This is a genomic window from Blastococcus sp. TF02A-30 (assembly GCF_003319185.1).
In the GTDB taxonomy this organism is placed as follows: domain Bacteria; phylum Actinomycetota; class Actinomycetes; order Mycobacteriales; family Geodermatophilaceae; genus Blastococcus.
This window is the reverse complement of the sequence record NZ_QOHJ01000003.1, coordinates 101,098-117,833: the sequence shown is the minus strand read 5'-3', so window position 1 is coordinate 117,833 and position 16,736 is coordinate 101,098. Positions and strand designations below refer to the sequence as shown.

The window sequence follows — 16,736 nt, the reverse complement described above, 5'->3', positions numbered from 1 at the left end:
CTGCCCATGATCACCCGACTGAACATCTCCGGTATCTACGTCCTCGACCAGGACCAGGCCCTCGACTTCTACGTCGGCAAGCTGGGGCTGGAGGTCGACACCGACGCCGACCTCGGCTTCATGCGGTGGCTGACCGTCCGCGTGCCCGGCACCGACCAGAAGGTCCTGCTGGAGCGCCCCGGCCAGCCGGCCATGAGCGAGGAGACCGCCGCCGAGGTCCGCGCCATGCTGACCAAGGGCGCCGCCGGCGGGACCCTGTTCTTCGCCTGCGACGACGCCTACAAGACCCACGCCGAGCTCAAGGCCAAGGGTGTCGAGCTCACCGAGGAGCCCGAGGACCGCGGTTACGGCATCGACTTCGGCCTGCGGGACCCCTTCGGCAACAACGTCCGCATCGCCCAGCTGAGGGAGGGCTGACGCGACGCCGACCCCCTGCACCGGGTGCTGTGCGCGGCCCTGTACAGTTGCTCCCGGCTCGGACGCACCAGACCGGGTCGGTACGGGGCTGTGGCGCAGCTGGTAGCGCACCACACTGGCAGTGTGGGGGTCAGGGGTTCGAGTCCCCTCAGCTCCACCCGTACGAGACAGGGCGTCCCTCCAGCGGAGGGGCGTCCTTTCTCGTTCCCGGGGCCGGCCCGGCGGTACGGTTCGCCCGCCGGACGCCGCACCCCGGGGGTGAGGACGTGCCACCCGACCCCGACGAGCTCGACCGCCTCGAGCAGGCGATCGCCGCGCTGGAGGGCCAGCGCGCGCTGCTCGGGGACGCCGTCGTCGACACCGCGCTGCTGCCGCTGGTCGAGAAGCGCGACCGGCTCCTGGCCGCCTCGGTGGGCGACCAGCGCAAGCTCGTCACCGTGGTCTTCGCCGACCTCGTCGACTCGACCGGGCTGGCCGCGCGGCTGGACCCCGAGGACCTGCAGCAGGTCATGAGCCGCTACTTCGCCGCCCTGCGCACCGCCGTCGAGGCCGAGGGCGGGGTGGTGGAGAAGTTCATCGGCGACGCCGTCGTGGCGGTGTTCGGTCTCTACCGCGCGCAGGAGGACGACCCGGTCCGCGCGGTGCGCGCCGCCCTGGCGATGCAGGCGGCCCTCGGCAGCGTGTGCGCGGAGGTTCCGGCTGCCGCGGGCCTGGCCCTGCGGGTGGGTGTCGACACCGGCGAGGTGGTGGTGACCGGCCGGGCGGAGCGAGACGACGGCCAGTTCCTCGTTGTGGGCGACACCGCCGGCCGCGCCGCCCGGCTGCAGGCCGCGGCCGCCCCCGGGTCCGTGCTCCTCTCGGCGGAGACCGGCCGGCAGGTCCGGGGCCGCTACGGGCTGCGGAAGCTGACCGGCCTGCGCCTGAAGGGCATCGAGGGCACGGTCGACGGCTACGTCGTGGAGGGCGCGGACCAGGACTTCTGGCCCGAGACGCGCGGGGTGGCCGGCGTGGTCACCCGCACCGTCGGCCGGGAGGCCGAGCTGCGCCAGGTGCAGGAGACGTTCGACCGCGTCGTCGCCGGGGGCGCGCCGCACGTCGTCACGGTCGTCGGGGACGCCGGCGTGGGCAAGACGCGGCTGGTGCACGACGTCGAGGACTGGCTGGCCCGGCTGCCCACCGAGGTGTGGGTCCTGCGCGGCCGCGCCTCACCTGCCACCCGCGACGTCCCCTACGGGCTGGTGCGCACGGCGTTCGCCGAGCGGTTCGGCATCCGCGCCACCGATCCACCGGAGCGGGTGCGGGCCCGCTGGGAGGAGGGCTGGCAGCGGCTCCGGGCGGAGCGGGGGGACGCCGACGAGCCCGGCACGGTCGCGACCTGGCTGGGGTTCGCGCTGGGCGGCACCGGCCCGCCGACCGAGCCCGAGGCGTTGAGCCGCCGCGGGACGGCGCTGGTGCAGGAGCTGCTGCGCGACATGGGCCGCCGGGCGCCGGTCGTCGTCCTGCTGGAGGACCTGCACTGGGCCGACGCCGCGAGCCTGGACGCCGTCGCCGGCCTGGCGCGGGTCCCGGACCTCGGGCCGCTGCTCGTGGTCGCGACCACCCGGCCTCGCCTGCTGGAGCAGCGGCCGACCTGGGGTCAGGAGCCGGGGCACTCCCGGCTGCCGCTGGCGCCCCTGCCCGACGCGGCGGTGGGCCTGCTCGTGCACGAGCTGCTCCAGCGGGTGGACGCCCTCCCGGCGGTGCTGGTGGACCTGGTCGTCGAGACGGCGGAGGGCAACCCCTTCTACGTCGAGGAGCTGGTCGGCTGGCTGCTCGAGGAGGGCGTGGTCGACACCGCCGGGGAGCGGTGGACCGTGGCCGGGGACGCGGTCGACCGGGTGCGCGTCCCGACGACCCTGCGCGGGCTCCTCCAGGCGCGGCTGGACGCGCTGGCCCCCGCCGAGCGCACCGTCCTCGGCTGCGGCGCCGTCGTCGGCCGGGTGTTCTGGGACCAGGCCGTCGACCGGCTGGCCGCCTCGGTGGCGCCGCCGGCGCGGGCGGCGGCCCTGGGCGGCCTGGCGGCGCGCGACGTGGTGGTGGAGCGGCCGCGGTCGGCGTTCGCCGAGAGCCGGGAGTTCTCCTTCCGGCACGCGCTGCTGCGCGACGTCGCCTACGAGAACGTCCTCCGGTCGACCCGGCGCACCCTGCACGCCCTGGCCGCGGCGTGGCTGGAGGACGTCGTCGAGCGGACCGGGCGGCCCGACGAGCACGCGGCCGTGGTCGCCCGGCACCACGAGCGGGCGGGGCAGGCGGCCGCGGCGGCGCGCTGGTACCTACGCGCCGGCCGGCACGCGGCCGGCACCTTCGCCAGCGACGACGCCCTGGCCCTGCTCGGCCGGGCGCGCTCGCTGGTCCCCGCCGCCGACCGGTCGCTGTGGTGCGAGGTGCTGCTGGCCGAGGAGTCGGTGCTCGACCGGCTGGGACGGCGCGAGGAGCAGCGCGCGCGGCTCGACGAGCTGCTGGCGGCGGACGACCTCGACGCGGCGCACCGCGCCCTCGTCCTGCTCGCCGAGGGGCGCTGGCACTTCTACCGGGGGGACTACGCGGAGGTCGCGCCGGTCGCGCGCGAGGCCGCGGAGCTCGCCCGGCTGGCCGGCCGGACCGACCTGGAGGCCGAGGCGCTCATGCAGGGCGGACGCGGCCTGGCCTTCCTCAATGAGCACGCCGGTGCCGCGGACCTGCTCGAGCGGGCCCTGGCTGCGGCCCGGCGGGTCGAGGACCACCGCAGGGCCGGGGAGACGCTGCGCCTGCTCGGCGTCGTGGCCACCAACCGGGGCGCCAGCGAGGAGGCGCTGGCGCGGCTCGAGGAGGCGCGGGCCGAGCACCGGCTCGTCGACGACCGCGAGGGCGAGGCGATGGTCAGCGGGCAGGTGGGTGCGCTGCTGCTCGAGCTCGGCCGGCTGGAGGAGGCGCGCCGCCCCTCGGAGGAGGCGCTCGCGGTGTTCGTGGCCACCGGGCACCGCTACCGCGAGGGGATCATGCTGACCAACCTCGCGCGGATCGCCCAGGAGCAGGGCCGGCTCGACGACGCCCTCGACGGTGCCCGGCGGGCGCTGGCGCTGACCGAGGAGATCGACGACGCCGAGGGCGTGGTCGCCGCGTTGCAGAGCACCGGCGAGGCGCTGCGGCTCGCGGGGGACCTGCCCGCCGCGCGCGAGCACCTGGAGCGCGGGCTCCGGGTGAGCGGGGAGCACGAGCTGCCCTACCTGACCGCCCACCTGCTCGCGTCGCTGGCGGTCACCGACCTGGCCGAGGGGCGGGTCCAGCGCGCCCGGGACCGCGCGGCCGAGGCGCAGGCGGCCGCGGCGGGCGTCGACGTGCCGCACGCCGCCGCTCGGGCGGACCTGGTCGCCGGTCTCGCGCTGCACGTGGCCGGCGACCCGGCCGCGGCCGGCGTCCTGCAGGCGGCCGCGGACCGGTACGCCGGGCTGGGAGTGCAGGTCGAGCGGCTGGAGGCGCTGGCCGCGGCGGCGTGCGCCCACCTGGACGCCGGGGACGACGCCGCCGCGCGGTCAGCGGTCGAGGAGGTGCTGCTCGGGCTGGCGGACGGTGTCGCGCCCGGCGTCGTGGAACCCGGCCGCGTCCTCGTGGACGCGCACCGCGTCCTCCGCGCCCTCCAGGATCCCCGCGCCGACGACGTCGCCGAGCAGGCCGCCCGACACCTGGCGGCCGCGGCCGGGCGGGTCCGGGACGACGCCCTCCGCACCTGCTTCCGGAGCACGCCGGTGAACCGCCGGCTCGCTGCGATCGCCCGCGGTGTGGTGGGGTGACGCGGTGCCAGCAGCGCCCCACGCCGAGGACCGTTCCGTGCTCGACCTGCCCGCACCCGGGCCCGACCTGGTCCTGAGCTACGGGGACCTGCCCGAGCACGTCGTCGACGTCCGCTTCGGTTCGGCCGACCGGCCGCTCGTCGTCCTCGTGCACGGCGGCTTCTGGCGACCGGAGTACGACCGGCTGCACCTGCGCCCGCTGGCCGACGCCCTGGCGCGGCAAGGCTGGTCGAGCGCCGCGATCGAGTACCGCCGCGTGCCCGGCGACCCGGACGCCACGGTGGACGACGTCGCCTCGGCGATCCGCACCGTCTCGGTGGCCGAGGAGCTGGCCGGCCGGTCGAACGGCCGGCTGGTCCTGGTCGGGCACTCCGCCGGCGGGCACCTCGTCGCGCACGCCGCCGTCGACCCGCTGCCGCAGGTCGTCGGCGTCGTCCCGCTCGCCCCGGTCGTGGACCTGGCGCTGGGGGAGGAGCTGGGGCTGGGCGACGGCGCCGTCCGGGCGTTCCTCGGGGGGCCGGCCGCCGGCCGGCCCGACCTCGACCCCGTGCGGCTGCCCGAGCCCCGGGTACCGGTGACCGTGGTGCACGGCACGGCGGACGAGATCGTGCCGCTCGCCCTCGCCGAGTCCTACGCGCGGCGCCACCCGCAGGTGCGGGTGCGGCCGGTCGACGGCGGCCACTTCGCCGTGATCGACCCGCGCAGCTCCGCCTGGCCGACCCTGCTGGAGGCGCTCGACGCCCGCTGACCAGGGCGCTCGGGGTGTGGGCCGGCCCGGACGGCCCTACGGTCGGCCCATGGAGGCAGCAGCGCCACCGACCACCACCATCGTCGTCATGGGCGTCTCGGGATCCGGGAAGTCCACCGTCGCGTCCGGGCTCGTCGAGCGGCTGGGCTGGGAGTTCGCCGAGGGCGACGAGTTCCACCCGAAGGCGAACGTCGAGAAGATGGCCGCCGGTCACCCGCTCGACGACGAGGACCGCTGGCCGTGGCTGCGGAAGCTCGCCGGCTGGATCGGGGAGCACGAGCAGGCCGGGCGCTCCGTCGTCGTCACCTGCTCGGCGCTCAAGCGCTCCTACCGCGACCTGCTGCGGGAGGGGAACCCGTCGGTCTGGTTCGCGCACGTGACCGTGGACCCCGATCTCCTGCGCGAGCGTCTCCGGCGCCGCGCCGGGCACTACATGCCGGCGTCGCTGCTGGACAGCCAGCTGGCGACGCTGGAACCCCTGCAGCCGGACGAGCCCGGGGCGGCCGTCTCCGGGGCCGGTGCACCCGACCAGGTGCTGGACGAACTGCTCGCCGTGCTCGAGGCCGAACGCGGGGAGCTGCAGCCGGAGCGGTGACCCGGACGGCCGCCGAGGTCAGTCCGTGACCGGCCGCGGCACCGGCACGAGGTCGCGGCCGAACAGCGACGGGTGCGCCGGCGAGACCCGCGGCGCCGTCCGGGTCAGCTGCCTGGAGGACATCACGAACGCGGCGCGGTGGTCGCGGATCAGCCGCAGGAACTCGTCGAACCCGACGTCGACCACGAAGTGCCGGCCGTCGACCAGGTGCAGGATCGTGTCCGGGTCCTGGTCGATGCGCTCGATCGTCGCGGGGTCGACCTTGAAGTGCTCGCCATTGCGGCAGGTCACTGCGATCACGGGAGCGGTCCTTCCGCTCGTCGGGGAAGCGGTCCCCGGTTGCGCCGGTGCGGGCACTGACTCCATCGGCAGGAGGCGGCCGGAACTGGAGCCGGATCACCCGTCGGGGGGCGGATCCGCGCAGGTGGGGGGCTCAGAACCCGAAGAGGAGGCCGAGCCCGCCGAGGGTGAACACCACCATGGTGAGCACCAGCGGCAGCTGGTCGGAGGCCCGTGCCCGCCGGGCGGAGAGCAGCGCCCGCTCGTGCGCCAGCGTCACGCCGACCACGTGCCCGAGGATGATCGCCCCGACCTGCACCAGCGCGATCACGTCGGAGCTGACCGCGGTGAGGTCGACCCGGTTGCCGTAGGTGCCGAACAGGTCCACGCCGGCCGCGCCGAACGGGTTGCTGATCAGGATCCAGGTGTTCTGCCCGTCCAGCACCAGCAGGCTGAAGTAGTGCGCGACGGTGTAGCCCAGCGCGATGGGGATGACCGTGGCCGCGTACCGCCCCGGCTGCACCGCCGGGTCCTGCCCGGCCAGCCGGCCGGAGAGCCGGGTGCCCAGCACGTACAGGCCGGCCACCAGCGCGATGCAGGCGAGCAGGCCGAGCGTGCCCGACAGCGAGTCGTTCGCCGAGCCGGGCCCGGTCTGCCACCACGCCGTCCGCGACAGCCCGTCGAACGCCGTCGACCCGAGCAGCACCACCACCAGGGCGGTCAGCCCGGGCTGCGCCGGTGTGGCCATGGCGTTGGCCAGCGGGCTGCGCAGCACGAGCCGGCCGTCGTCCCGCCGTGCCCACGGCGAGAGCCGGGCGATCAGCGTGGAGTAGGCCTCGAAGGCCTCGCCGGAGGCGAACCAGCGCTCGCCGAACCACAGCGACAGGCCCACGTGCACGACCGCGTGGCCGACGAGGAAGACCGCGACCGTCACCGGCTCGGCGCGGCCGGGGTAGACCAGCTCGAGCCAGACGAAGACCAGCAGCGACGCGGCGGCGGGCCACAGCCCCAGCGCGGGGAGCAGGTGCGCGCCGGGAGCGCGGGGCACGAGCGGCCGCAGCACCCGGTGCAGCAGCCGCAGCGGGTTCGCCACCCGCCAGACCGGACCGAGCAGCAGGCTGGCCGGGACCAGCCCCACCCAGAAGGTCACGTAGAGCACCCACGGGGCGAGGTTGCGCGCGGTCTCGTCCGGTCCGGCCAGCGCCGCGACCACGACGAACACCGTCACCAGCAGCGCCAGCGCCTGCAGCCCGCGGCGCAGCGGGGCGCCGTCGAGCACCCGCTGCAGCCCCTCCGGCAGCGGGCGGCCCGAGCCGGAGCCGCCCAGCCGCGGGGTGCGCCAGAACAGCAGCAGGACGGCGAAGCTGATCAGGATCGCGGCGCCGGCGCCGTAGAGCGCGAACCCGATCGGGATCGGCAGGTCCGTGCGCGAGCCGACCCCGTGCGCGAGGAGGCTCACCCGACCTGCAGCGAGAGCAGCACCGTCCCGGCCTCGTGCAGCTCCACCTCGAAGACGCCGGGGATGGTGGCGTCGAACTCGACGGTGGCGGGCGTCCCCGGCTGCAGGTCGGCGGTCAGGTCGTAGCCGTGCAGGTGCAGCTCGTCGGGGACGTCGCTGGTCACCGTGAGGACCACGTGCTCGCCGGCGGCCACCGGCACCCGGCCGGTGTCGCCGGTGACCTGGCCCCCGGCGACCTGCACCTCGAGAAGCTGCCCCGCCGGAGCCTGCGACGACGGCGCGGCCGCCGAGGAGTCCTCCGCGGGAGCGGAGCTGGACGGCGACGGGGGAGCAGCGGAGCCGGCGTCGGCGTCGGTCCCCGCGCACGCGGCGAGGGGGAGGGCCAGCGCCAGGGTGAGCGCCCCGAGGGCGCGGGGCAGCCGGGCAGGACGAGCGGTCACGGCAGGGTTCTCCGGTTCGGGTGGGGCGGGTCAGCGCGACGAGCCGGACCCGGTGGGCGCGGGGGCGCCGTCGGGCGCGTCGGCGGGGGTGTCCGGGTAGGGCTCGGCGGCCGACGCCCGGCGGGAGTACCGCCCGACGCCCCACGACATCGCGGCGATCAGCGCCAGCGTGCAGAACAGCACCACCAGGTTGGCCAGCGCCCACAGGCCGCCACCGGAGTCCTTGAGCTCCCGCTGCAGGATGTCGATCTCGGGGATCGCCTCGCGGGTCATCCCGTCCTCGGCCACGATTTCGTCGGCGGGGATCGCCGCGTCCTCGGGCAGGTAGATGGGGAACGCGGTGAGCACCCGCCCGTCGTGGACGCGCAGCAGCGTCTTCCAGTCCCCGTGCAGCGGCACCGGCTCGGTGGTCCGGTACTCGCCCTCGCCGATCCGCTCCAGCGGCTCGACGACGAGGCCCTGCCCCTGCCACGCGGTGATCTGCACCCACGCGGGGTCGTCGGGGAAGTCGGCCGGGTCGAGCTGGACGGTGATGTCGGCGGTCCGCGGGTCGGTCTCGACGTCGTCGATGGCGAAGGTCGCCGTCGTGTCGTCCGGCACCGTGGCGATCAGCCCGTTGGTCACGCAGACCGCCAGCACGGCCAGGCTGGCCAGCAGCACCGAACGGGCGACCTTCGGCCGTGGCAGCCGGCGGCGCAGCCCGAGCGCCAGCAGGGTGCCGAGCAGCGATCCGGCCACGCCGCCGGCGATCGCCATCAGCGTCCCCTCGACGAGGATGTCGCTGCCCCACGACAGATCCTGGGTGAGGTGCGTCCAGCCCGCCTCGGTGGCGTGCCCGACGGTGCCGATGCCCAGACCGGCGACGGCGCCGAAGACCAGCGGCCGGCGGGCCGGGTCCATCGCGAGCGCCAGCAGCTCCACCACGATCGCCGAGCCCAGGTAGAGCGGGAACATCGGCACGATCTCGTCGAACCCGGGGCCGACGACCAGCGCGATCCCGCTGCGGATGACGAGGAAGAAGGCCGTGGCGGCCAGCGCGCCGCCCCTCCCCATGAACAGCCGTGCGGCGACCAGCGCGATCCCGGCCGCCCCGGCGATCATGAACGGCTCGAGCACCAGCCGGAACTGGGGGACGTCGAAGTCGTACTCGCCCTGGAACACCGACATGCCGAGGAGCAGGCCGCCCGTGGCCGCGGCCTGGCGCACGAACCGGGCGACCCGGCCGGCCTTGACGTCGCCGTCGTCGGTCGACAGCGTGCCGTGGCCCTCCTGCTCGAGCACGAGCAGGCCGACGATGGACAGGCCGGCGCCGCCGATGAGCATGAGGTGGGTCGGGCCCCAGAGCGTCACGTCCTGGCCGAACAGGCGGTGCCAGACGTCGTCGAGCGGGAAGCCGAGCAGGGCGTAGAAGCCGGCGACGGTGAGCAGGATGCCGCCGACCGGCACGTCCCAGCCGCGGACGAAGCGGACGGCGGCCGGTCCGGGCTTGACGTCCAGCGGCATGGCGCAGGCGAAGACGCCGCCGGCGAAGACGCCGAACAGGCCGAAGAGGATCAGGTAGTGCGCCGGGTTGGCCAGCGGGCCCTCGTCGCGGCCCACACCGATGTGCAGCGCGATGTCCCAGAGCATGCCGAGCAGCGCCACGAGCAGCGAGACGGTGGTGAGGATCGTCGGCAGCGCCACCCAGTCGGGGACGCCGGTGGCCTTGCCCAGCCGGGTCCCGACGCGGGTCAGGATCGTCGACCGCCGGGTGCGGTGCAGCCACACCAACCCGAGCAGCAGGACGGTGAGCCCCGCCCCGATCCCCGTGGCGAGGGCGACCTCGCCGAGCGCGGCCCCTCCGGCCGGACGTGTCTCAGCGCTGAGCAGCACGGCAACCCCTTCGGTCCATGAGGGCTATGCAACACCCATCACGGTGACATCGACAACTGATACATGGGACGAGGCGGTTACCGTGGAGGTGACGAGGTCGAGGGGGTGTCGGTGGTCACGCACGGTGCGACCGCAGCGGGGGACGAGGACGGCGACCGCGAGCTGACGGTCGACGAGCTCGCCGCCCGCGTGGGAGTCACCGTGCGCAACCTCCGCGCCTACTCCGCCCGCGGGCTGCTCCCACCCCCGCGCATGGTGGGGCGCACCGGCTACTACGGCCGCGAGCACGTCGCGCGGCTCCTGCTGGTGCGGGAGATGCTCGCCGAGGGCTACTCGCTGGCGATGATCGAGCGCACGCTGGCCAGCGCGCCGGCCGGCGCCAGCTCGGCCACCCTCGCGCTGCACCGCGCGCTGCTCGCGCCGTGGCTGCCGCCGGAGCCGGAGACCACCACCGGTGTGGAGCTGGCCGCCCGCGCCGGCATCCAGGAGGACCCGGCGATCGTCGACAGCCTGGTGCGGCTCGGCCTGGTGGAACGGCTCGACGACGGGACGCTGCGGGTGCTCGACCCCGCACTGCTCACCGCCGGCCTGCAGGTGCTCGGCCTCGGCGTCCCCGCCGATCGGCTCATCGCCGCGCAGGGCGAGGTCAACGCCCGGGTGCGGGAGATCGCCCGGATCTACGTGCAGATGTTCGTGGAGACCGGGTGGCAGGCCTTCGTCGAGGCCGGGGCGCCGCCGGCGCAGCTCGAGGAGATCCGCACGACCGTGGCCCGCTTGCAGCCGGCCGCGGCGCAGGCGGTGCTCGCAGCCTTCCGCACCGAGATGGCCGCGGCGGTGACCGCCGCGGTGGAGGCGGAGCTCAGCCGGCTGGTGGGGGAGTAGGGCCGGAGCGCTCGCCCCGCACGTCCTGGTACCCGCCCAGCGCCTCGCGCTGCCGGGCGGCCTCCGCCGCCTCCTCGGCCTCCTCCCGGGCGACCAGCCGGCGGTCGCGGATGATCGCGACCACGACGAAGGTCACGAGGATGGCGGCCGGGACGAAGAAGCCGATGGTGCCGATCACCTTCAGCCCGTCCATGGCCAGGAGGTCGTGGGCGCCGTTCACCCCTCCATGTGACACCGCTCGATGTCACACGTCAAACGGAGTCAGTCGCTCTCGCGTCCCTCGCGCCAGTAGCCCATGAAGGCCACCGAGCGGCGGTCGACGCCCACCTCCTGCACGAGGTGCCGGCGCAGCCCCTTGACCACGCCCGCCTCGCCGGCGAGCCAGGCGTAGACGCCGGAGGAGCGGGTCTGCTCGACCGGGACCTCCCAGAGGATGCCGGTGTCGACGTCGACGTCGTCGAGCTCCACCGGGGTGGGGGCGAGGACGTCGGCGAGCTCCCGCACCGCCTCGACGACGGCGGCGGTGAGGAGCGCGCCGCGCGGCGCGGGGGTGCTGCCCTCGGTCCAGCGGGGCAGCCAGGTCACCTCGACGCCGTCGGGCGCGGCGATGTTGAGGGCGTCGCCGGCCACCGGGACCTCGAGCAGCACGTGCGCGCGCCGGCCGGCGGGCAGCGTCTCGACGATGGCGCAGATGGCCGGGACGGCGGTCTCGTCACCGGCGATGAGCAGGCAGGAGGCGTCGGCCGGCGGGTGCCACTCGAAGCCGCCCGTCGCACCCGGGAAGCGGGCGTTGGGGCCGATGAGCACGACCTCGTCGCCGACCGCCGCGGTCTCGGCCCAGGCCGAGGCGGGGCCGGTGGCGCCGTGCAGGACGAAGTCGACGTCGACCTCGCGCAGCTCCGGGCGCACCGCGCGGATCGTGTAGGTCCGGATCGGCATCCGCCGGTCCTCGGGGAGGGCGCGCCAGGCGCCGTACCAGTCGGGGTCGGCCGGGCAGTCGGAGATGTCGCGGCCGGGCAGCGGCAGCATGACCTTGATCCGCTGGTCGTAGCCGTTGGTGGCGAAGTCGTCGAGGTCGACGCCGGTGAAGGTCACCCGCAGGAAGCTCGGGCTCAGCCGCTGCAGCCGGGCCACCTGGACCGGGAAGGGGCGGTAGACGGGGACCTGGACGGCCTCGACGGTCATGGTTCGCCTCTCCGCTCGGTGGTGGCGGGATCGGCGAACGGCCTTAGGTTAGCCTCACCTGTCCCTGGTCGCAGTGTTGCACACCGACCCGGGGCTGATCCAGAGCGTGTCGCCATCGGCACGCGCACCTGCTCCGAGGAGATCCATGACCCGCACCGCCCGCGCGACCGCGCTCGCCCTGGCTGCCGCCCTGTCCCTCACCGCGTGCGGTGGGTCCGACGACGACACCGCGGGCGAGGCGGCGCCGTCGTCGTCCGATGCCGCCTTCCCGCGCACCGTCGAGCACGCGATGGGCAGCACCGAGATCCCGGAACGCCCCGAGCGGGTCGTCGTGCTGGACACCGGCGAGCTCGACACGGTGCTGTCGCTGGGGGTCACCCCCGTCGGCGCGGTCACCACCGCGGTGTCCGAGGAGTTCCTCAGCTACCTGGCCGAGGACGCCGAGGGGGTCGAGGTGGTCGGCACGATCGCGGAGCCGGACCTGGAGGCCATCGCGGCGCTCGAGCCCGACCTCATCCTCTCCAGCAAGATGCGGCACGAGGACATCTACGCCCAGCTCGCCCAGATCGCGCCCACGGTCTTCGCCGACCGCGTGGGCGTCGTCTGGAAGGAGAACTTCCTGCTCGACGCCGAGGCGCTGGGTCTGGAGGACGAGGCGCGGGCCGCGCTCGACGAGTACGAGGCCGACGCCGCCGCGCTGGGCGAGGAGATCGGCGACCCCGCCGGGACGACGGTCAGCGCCATGCGCTTCGTGCAGGGCGCCATCCGCGTCTACACGGCCGAGTCCTTCATCGGCACCGTGCTGGCCGACATCGGCCTGGGGCAGCTGCAGCTGCCCACCGACAAGAGCCCGACCTTCGCCGAGCTGTCCGCGGAGGAGCTGACCCAGGCCGACGCCGACGTCCTGCTGTACTCGTCGTACGGGCCGGAGGACGAGTCCGGCGCGGCCACCGTCGTCGCCGGGCCGCTGTGGCCGCGGCTCACCGCCGTCGCCGAGGGCAACGCGCACGCCGTGGAGGACGACGTCTTCTACACCGGCATCGGGCTGCGCGCCGCGACGCTGCAGCTGGACGCCCTGCGCGAGCTGCTGGGCTGACCCGGGCACGACGAAGGGCCCTCTCCCGGGGAACCGGGGGAGGGCCCTTCGTCGTGGTGCCGGTGCTACTCGGGCGTCTCGGTGGCGATCTGCGCGGCGAGGTACTGCTGCGCACCGACCCGCTCGATGGCGGCCAGCTGCGCCTCGAACCAGTCGGCGTGCTTCTCCTCGTCGCGGACCATCTCCTCGAAGACGGCCGCGGTGCCGTGGTCACCGAGGTCGTGGCACTCCTGGGCGGAGGCGTTGAACTGGGCGACGGCGCGCTTCTCGCTGTCGAGGGCGAGGACGAGCATCTCCTCGGCGGTCTCGCCGACCCGGATGGCGCCCAGGCGCTGCAGGTTCGGGTGGCCGTCGAAGAGCAGGACGCGCTGGATCAGGGCGTCGGCGTCGCGCATCTCGTCGATGGAGAGGTCGTAGAAGACCTTGCCGAGCTTGGGCAGGCCCCAGGCGTCGAGCATGCGGGCGTTGAGGAAGTACGTGTTGGTGACGGTGAGCTCGAAGGTCAACGCATCGTTGAGCAGTTCGACCACTCGGGGACTAACGGGCTGCACCTGCAACTCCCAGCTGTCGCTCGGCCATGACCGGGCAATGCTGGCACACGAGCTCACGCATGGTCTCGACGCAGCCCCCGCAGGTGCGGCCGGCACCGGTCTCGCGGGCGACGTCGGCGATGCAGCGGGCGCCGTTGGCGATCGACTCGATGATGTCCTGGTCGGTCACCACGTTGCAGTGGCACACGTACATGCGCGGGGTTCGCCTAACCGGGAGACGGCGGGGGAGCGTTCGACGGAGGTTAGCCTTACCTGAGTCTCCCGCGCCAGGTTCCCTGGTCAGCGGAACGCGCTAGGTTCGGCCGGTGCCCGACCTCGCCGACCGCGCCCGCACCCTGCTGAGCCTGCACACCGACCCGCGCGTGCTCGTGCTGCCCAACGTGTGGGACGTCGTCTCCGCGCGGGTGGTCGCCGCGGTCGAGGGTGTCCGCGCGCTGGCCACCGCCAGCCACTCGATCGCCGCGACGTTCGGCTACGAGGACGGCGAGCGGATCTCGCTGGACCTGCACCTGGACATGGTGGCCCGCATCGCCGCCGCCGTGGACCTGCCGGTGTCGATGGACATGGAGGCGGGCTACGGCGATCCGGGGGAGACCACCCGCCGGGCGATCGCCGCCGGTGCCGTGGGCGGCAACCTCGAGGACGCGATGCGCCCGCTCGACGACGCCGTCGCCGCGGTCGAGGCGGTCCTCGCCGCCGGCAGCGCGGAAGGCGTGGAGTTCGTGCTCAACGCCCGCACCGACGCGCTGCTGCGCGCCGAGCCGGGGGCCGACCGCACCGGGCTGCTCACCGAGGCCGTGCGCCGGGGCCGCGCCTACCTCGGGGCGGGGGCGCCGGTGGTGTTCGTGCCGGGTGCGGTCGACCGCGAGGAGATCGCGGTGCTCGCGGAGGCCTTCGGCCCCGGCCGGCTCAGCGTGATCGCCGTCCCGGGGCGGTCGCCGTCGGTGCGCGAACTGGAGGAGCTCGGCGTCGCCCGGGTGTCCGCCGGCCCGAACACCCAGCGGGTCGCGCTCACCGCGCTGCAGGACGCGGCGGCCGCGCTGGTGGCCGGAGGCGAGCTGCCGGCGACGACCCGCCGGCTGAACTGATCTCCGGGGCCTCGCCGGCCACGGCGGTTGTGCGTCGGGACGTCGGATCGAGGGCTCGACCAGCGGAAACTGTCGTACCCCGTGCCTAGCGTGGTGGTGTGCCTCGGATCTCCGGCTCCTCCACGGTGGAGGGTGTGCTGATCGACTGGTCGCTGGACCGGCCGGTGGCCCCGGCGGTGCCGCCGGTGGAGCTGCTGTCGAAGGAGCAGGCGGCCGCGGAGCTGGTGCGGCTGCAGCAGCGCAAGGGGATGGACGCCGCCTACGAGGCCGATCTGGTGCTGCGGATGGCCGAGCTGACGCCCGACGAGCACGATCCGGCACCGGGCACACCCGGCGCCCGTTCGACGAGCTGGGGCTCCCGCTCGGACGCCGCCGGGGTGAGCGAGTTCTTCGCCGGGGAGCTGGCGCTGGTGCTCAACCGCGGCCGCGGAACGGCTGACCACCTGTTCTCGCGCGCGCGGGTGTGGCGGGACAAGCTGCCGGCCTCCTTCGCCGCCCTGGCCTGCGGGGACCTGGACGTGGCCCGCGCCGGCGTGCTCGCCGAGGTGCTGGGGGCCACCAGCCCGGAGCTGGCGGGGGCGGTGGAGGCGCGGCTCCTGCCCGAGGCGGTGGACCTGTCGGTGGCCCGCCTTCGGGCGCGGGCGCTGGAGCTGCTGCTCACCCTCGACGCCACGGCCGCTGAGGAGCGGCGCAAGCGGGCGCGCAAGACCGCCGACGTGTTCCTGCAGCCCGGCGCCGACGGGATGGCCACCCTGGGCGCGGACCTGCCCGCCGACGAGGCCGCCGAGGCCTGGGCGGTGATCGACGCCCTGGCCCGGATGGCCAAGGCCGACGGGGACGACCGGCCGATCGCCCAGCTGCGCACCGAGCTGTTCTCGCTGCTGCTGCGCCGCCCCGGCGGGGCCGAGCAGCCGCCGGTCACCGCGCACCTGACCATCACCGCCACCCTGGACTCCCTGGACGGCAGAACCACCGAGGCCGGTTGCGTGGCCGGGGTGGTGATCACCGCCGGGCACGTCCGCGAACTGCTGGCCCGGATCGGCGCCCTCGGCCTGGCCGAGCCCCCGGCCGGTGGGCTGACGTTCGCGCTCACCGACGCCGACGGCAGGCTGCTGGCCACCACCACCGTCGCCGAACTCCTCCGCATCGCCACGACCGGCTGCCCCCGGCACCCCACGCCCAGCCGAACCCAGCCGGCCGAGGACACCGGTGCGGCCACGGATTCGGGGCGGGCCGCGGGTGAGTGCGGGTGCCCGGTGCTCGGCGCCCCACCGGCCACCGAGGCGTATGCGCCGGCCGGCCGGCAGGAGCGGTTCGTGCGCACCCGCGACCGGGCCTGCCGGATGCCGAACTGCGCCCAGCGGGTTGGCTGGACGGACCTGGACCACGTGGTCGCGCACGCCGAGGGCGGCGAGACGACCTGCACCAACCTGTGCTGCCTGTGCCGCTCCCACCACCGGCTCAAGACCTTCGCACCGGGCTGGCGCTTCCTGATGGAGCCCGACGGCACGCTGCACGTCACCACCCCGTCCGGGATCACGCGCACCACGCGGCCACCCGGCCTGCGCCCACCCCCGCCCGAGACGTCGCCGCCACCCGAACCACCACCCACCGGACCGGACGACGATCCACCGCCGTTCTGACCGCGTCAGCGGTGGCGGCGCCGCGTAGCTGCGTGCCCGGCGGTGCGTGGGAGCAGCGAGCGGTGCCGTCGGCGAGCCGGGCTGCCTTCCTCCGTCCGGGGTTAGGTTCTGCCGGTGCGCGCATCGGAGCGGCTCACCTGGGCGTCCGGCATCGTCGCGGCCGGCGCGGGCGAGCGCGTGCTGGAGGTCGGGTGCGGCCACGGCGTGCTGGTCTCGCTGCTCGTCGGGGCCGGCGCTGACGTGGTCGGCGTCGACCGGTCCGCGACCATGACGGCCGCGGCCGGGCGGCGGAACGCGCAGGCCATGGCCGCGGGACGGGTCCGCCTGGTGACGGCGTCCCTGACCGCGGCGGACCTGGGCGCGGCCCCCTTCGACGCCGTCGTGTCCTTCGACGTCCGGGCCTTCTGGAGCCCGCCGGCACCCGAGTGGGACGTCGTCGACCGGGTGCTCGCCCCGCACGGCCGGGTCGTCGTCGCCTTCTCGCTCATGACGCCGGACGCCCTCGACCGGGTCCCGGCCGCGATCGGCCGGCTCGCCGCCGAGCGCGGGCTGGCCGTGATGACGGTCCTGCGCGCGCCGACGTCCCCCTACGAGTCGGTCGCCGTCGAGCTGCGCCGGGCATGACGAGGGCCGGCCGCCCCCGGGGAGGGAGCGACCGGCCCTGGTGCGGGA

General features: G+C 75.2%; 17 protein-coding genes and 1 tRNA gene. 10 read left to right on the top strand and 8 right to left on the bottom strand.

The genetic code is table 11. The features are described 5' to 3' along the window. The first annotated feature begins 6 nt into the window (after nt 1-6). From DQ241_RS07650 to DQ241_RS07630, 5 genes are all read left to right on the top strand, one after another. Nucleotides 7-417, top strand: coding sequence for a VOC family protein (locus tag DQ241_RS07650; RefSeq protein WP_113829600.1), 411 nt, complete (start codon nt 7-9; stop codon nt 415-417). 84 nt (nt 418-501) lie between these two features. Next, nucleotides 502-574, top strand: a tRNA-Ala gene (locus tag DQ241_RS07645). Between the two features lie 109 nt (nt 575-683). Continuing rightward, complete coding sequence (locus DQ241_RS07640) at nt 684-4,226, top strand: AAA family ATPase (protein WP_113829599.1); 3,543 nt, start codon at nt 684-686, stop codon at nt 4,224-4,226. 4 nt (nt 4,227-4,230) lie between these two features. Then, complete coding sequence (locus DQ241_RS07635; protein WP_113829935.1) at nt 4,231-4,974, top strand: alpha/beta hydrolase; 744 nt, start codon at nt 4,231-4,233, stop codon at nt 4,972-4,974. A gap of 49 nt (nt 4,975-5,023) precedes the next feature. Then, on the top strand, nt 5,024-5,569 hold the full coding sequence (locus tag DQ241_RS07630) for a gluconokinase (RefSeq protein ID WP_113829598.1): 546 nt from the start codon (nt 5,024-5,026) through the stop codon (nt 5,567-5,569). 18 nt (nt 5,570-5,587) lie between these two features. On the opposite strand, the gene DQ241_RS07625 is transcribed toward DQ241_RS07630, so the two are convergent. The 4 genes from DQ241_RS07625 to DQ241_RS07610 form a co-directional block, all read right to left on the bottom strand. Next, a complete protein-coding gene (locus DQ241_RS07625; RefSeq protein ID WP_158545898.1) occupies nt 5,588-5,869 on the bottom strand; it encodes a flagellar FlbD family protein in 282 nt (93 codons plus the stop codon). Between the two features lie 133 nt (nt 5,870-6,002). Beyond that, nucleotides 6,003-7,307, bottom strand: coding sequence for a hypothetical protein (locus DQ241_RS07620; RefSeq protein WP_113829596.1), 1,305 nt, complete (start codon nt 7,305-7,307; stop codon nt 6,003-6,005). Beyond that, entirely contained in the window at nt 7,304-7,747 is a 444-nt protein-coding gene (locus tag DQ241_RS07615) for a hypothetical protein (protein WP_113829595.1), read from the bottom strand. The genes DQ241_RS07620 and DQ241_RS07615 overlap by 4 nt, the downstream gene beginning before the upstream one ends. Before the next feature lie 30 nt (nt 7,748-7,777). Continuing rightward, nucleotides 7,778-9,619 carry a hypothetical protein gene (locus DQ241_RS07610; protein WP_113829594.1) on the bottom strand — a complete coding sequence of 614 codons (1,842 nt, stop codon included), beginning with the start codon at nt 9,617-9,619 and terminating at the stop codon, nt 7,778-7,780. Between the two features lie 105 nt (nt 9,620-9,724). Between DQ241_RS07610 and DQ241_RS07605 the strand changes: the two genes are divergently transcribed. Then, entirely contained in the window at nt 9,725-10,501 is a 777-nt protein-coding gene (locus DQ241_RS07605; protein WP_158545897.1) for a MerR family transcriptional regulator, read from the top strand. Here DQ241_RS07605 and DQ241_RS07600 read toward each other — a convergent pair. Together DQ241_RS07600 and DQ241_RS07595 are read right to left on the bottom strand one after the other, a co-directional pair. Next, complete coding sequence (locus DQ241_RS07600) at nt 10,479-10,721, bottom strand: hypothetical protein (RefSeq protein WP_113829592.1); 243 nt, start codon at nt 10,719-10,721, stop codon at nt 10,479-10,481. The two genes, DQ241_RS07605 and DQ241_RS07600, sit on opposite strands and share 23 nt — an antisense overlap. 41 nt (nt 10,722-10,762) lie before the next feature. Beyond that, a complete protein-coding gene (locus tag DQ241_RS07595; RefSeq protein ID WP_113829591.1) occupies nt 10,763-11,686 on the bottom strand; it encodes a siderophore-interacting protein in 924 nt (307 codons plus the stop codon). Between the two features lie 145 nt (nt 11,687-11,831). On the opposite strand from DQ241_RS07595, the gene DQ241_RS07590 reads away from it, so the two are divergent. Then, nucleotides 11,832-12,782 carry an ABC transporter substrate-binding protein gene (locus DQ241_RS07590; protein WP_113829590.1) on the top strand — a complete coding sequence of 317 codons (951 nt, stop codon included), beginning with the start codon at nt 11,832-11,834 and terminating at the stop codon, nt 12,780-12,782. A 65-nt stretch (nt 12,783-12,847) separates the two neighbouring features. Here DQ241_RS07590 and bfr read toward each other — a convergent pair whose 3' ends face one another. Continuing rightward, nucleotides 12,848-13,312, bottom strand: coding sequence for a bacterioferritin (gene bfr / locus DQ241_RS07585; RefSeq protein WP_233492292.1), 465 nt, complete (start codon nt 13,310-13,312; stop codon nt 12,848-12,850). A gap of 7 nt (nt 13,313-13,319) precedes the next feature. After that, nucleotides 13,320-13,526, bottom strand: a complete 207-nt coding sequence (locus tag DQ241_RS07580; RefSeq protein WP_113829588.1) for a bacterioferritin-associated ferredoxin — start codon at nt 13,524-13,526, stop codon at nt 13,320-13,322. Between the two features lie 112 nt (nt 13,527-13,638). Here DQ241_RS07580 and DQ241_RS07575 point away from each other — a divergent pair, with 112 nt between their 5' ends. From DQ241_RS07575 to DQ241_RS07565, 3 genes are all read left to right on the top strand, one after another. Then, the gene (locus tag DQ241_RS07575; protein WP_113829587.1) at nt 13,639-14,421 is read left to right on the top strand and encodes an isocitrate lyase/phosphoenolpyruvate mutase family protein; all 783 of its coding nucleotides are present in this window, start codon (nt 13,639-13,641) and stop codon (nt 14,419-14,421) included. Nucleotides 14,422-14,519: 98 nt separating this feature from the next. Next, nucleotides 14,520-16,064: an HNH endonuclease signature motif containing protein gene (locus DQ241_RS07570; RefSeq protein WP_113829586.1), complete on the top strand. Its 1,545-nt coding sequence runs from the start codon at nt 14,520-14,522 to the stop codon at nt 16,062-16,064. Between the two features lie 114 nt (nt 16,065-16,178). Next, nucleotides 16,179-16,688, top strand: coding sequence for a class I SAM-dependent methyltransferase (locus tag DQ241_RS07565; RefSeq protein WP_199584188.1), 510 nt, complete (start codon nt 16,179-16,181; stop codon nt 16,686-16,688). Nucleotides 16,689-16,736: the final 48 nt, after the last annotated feature.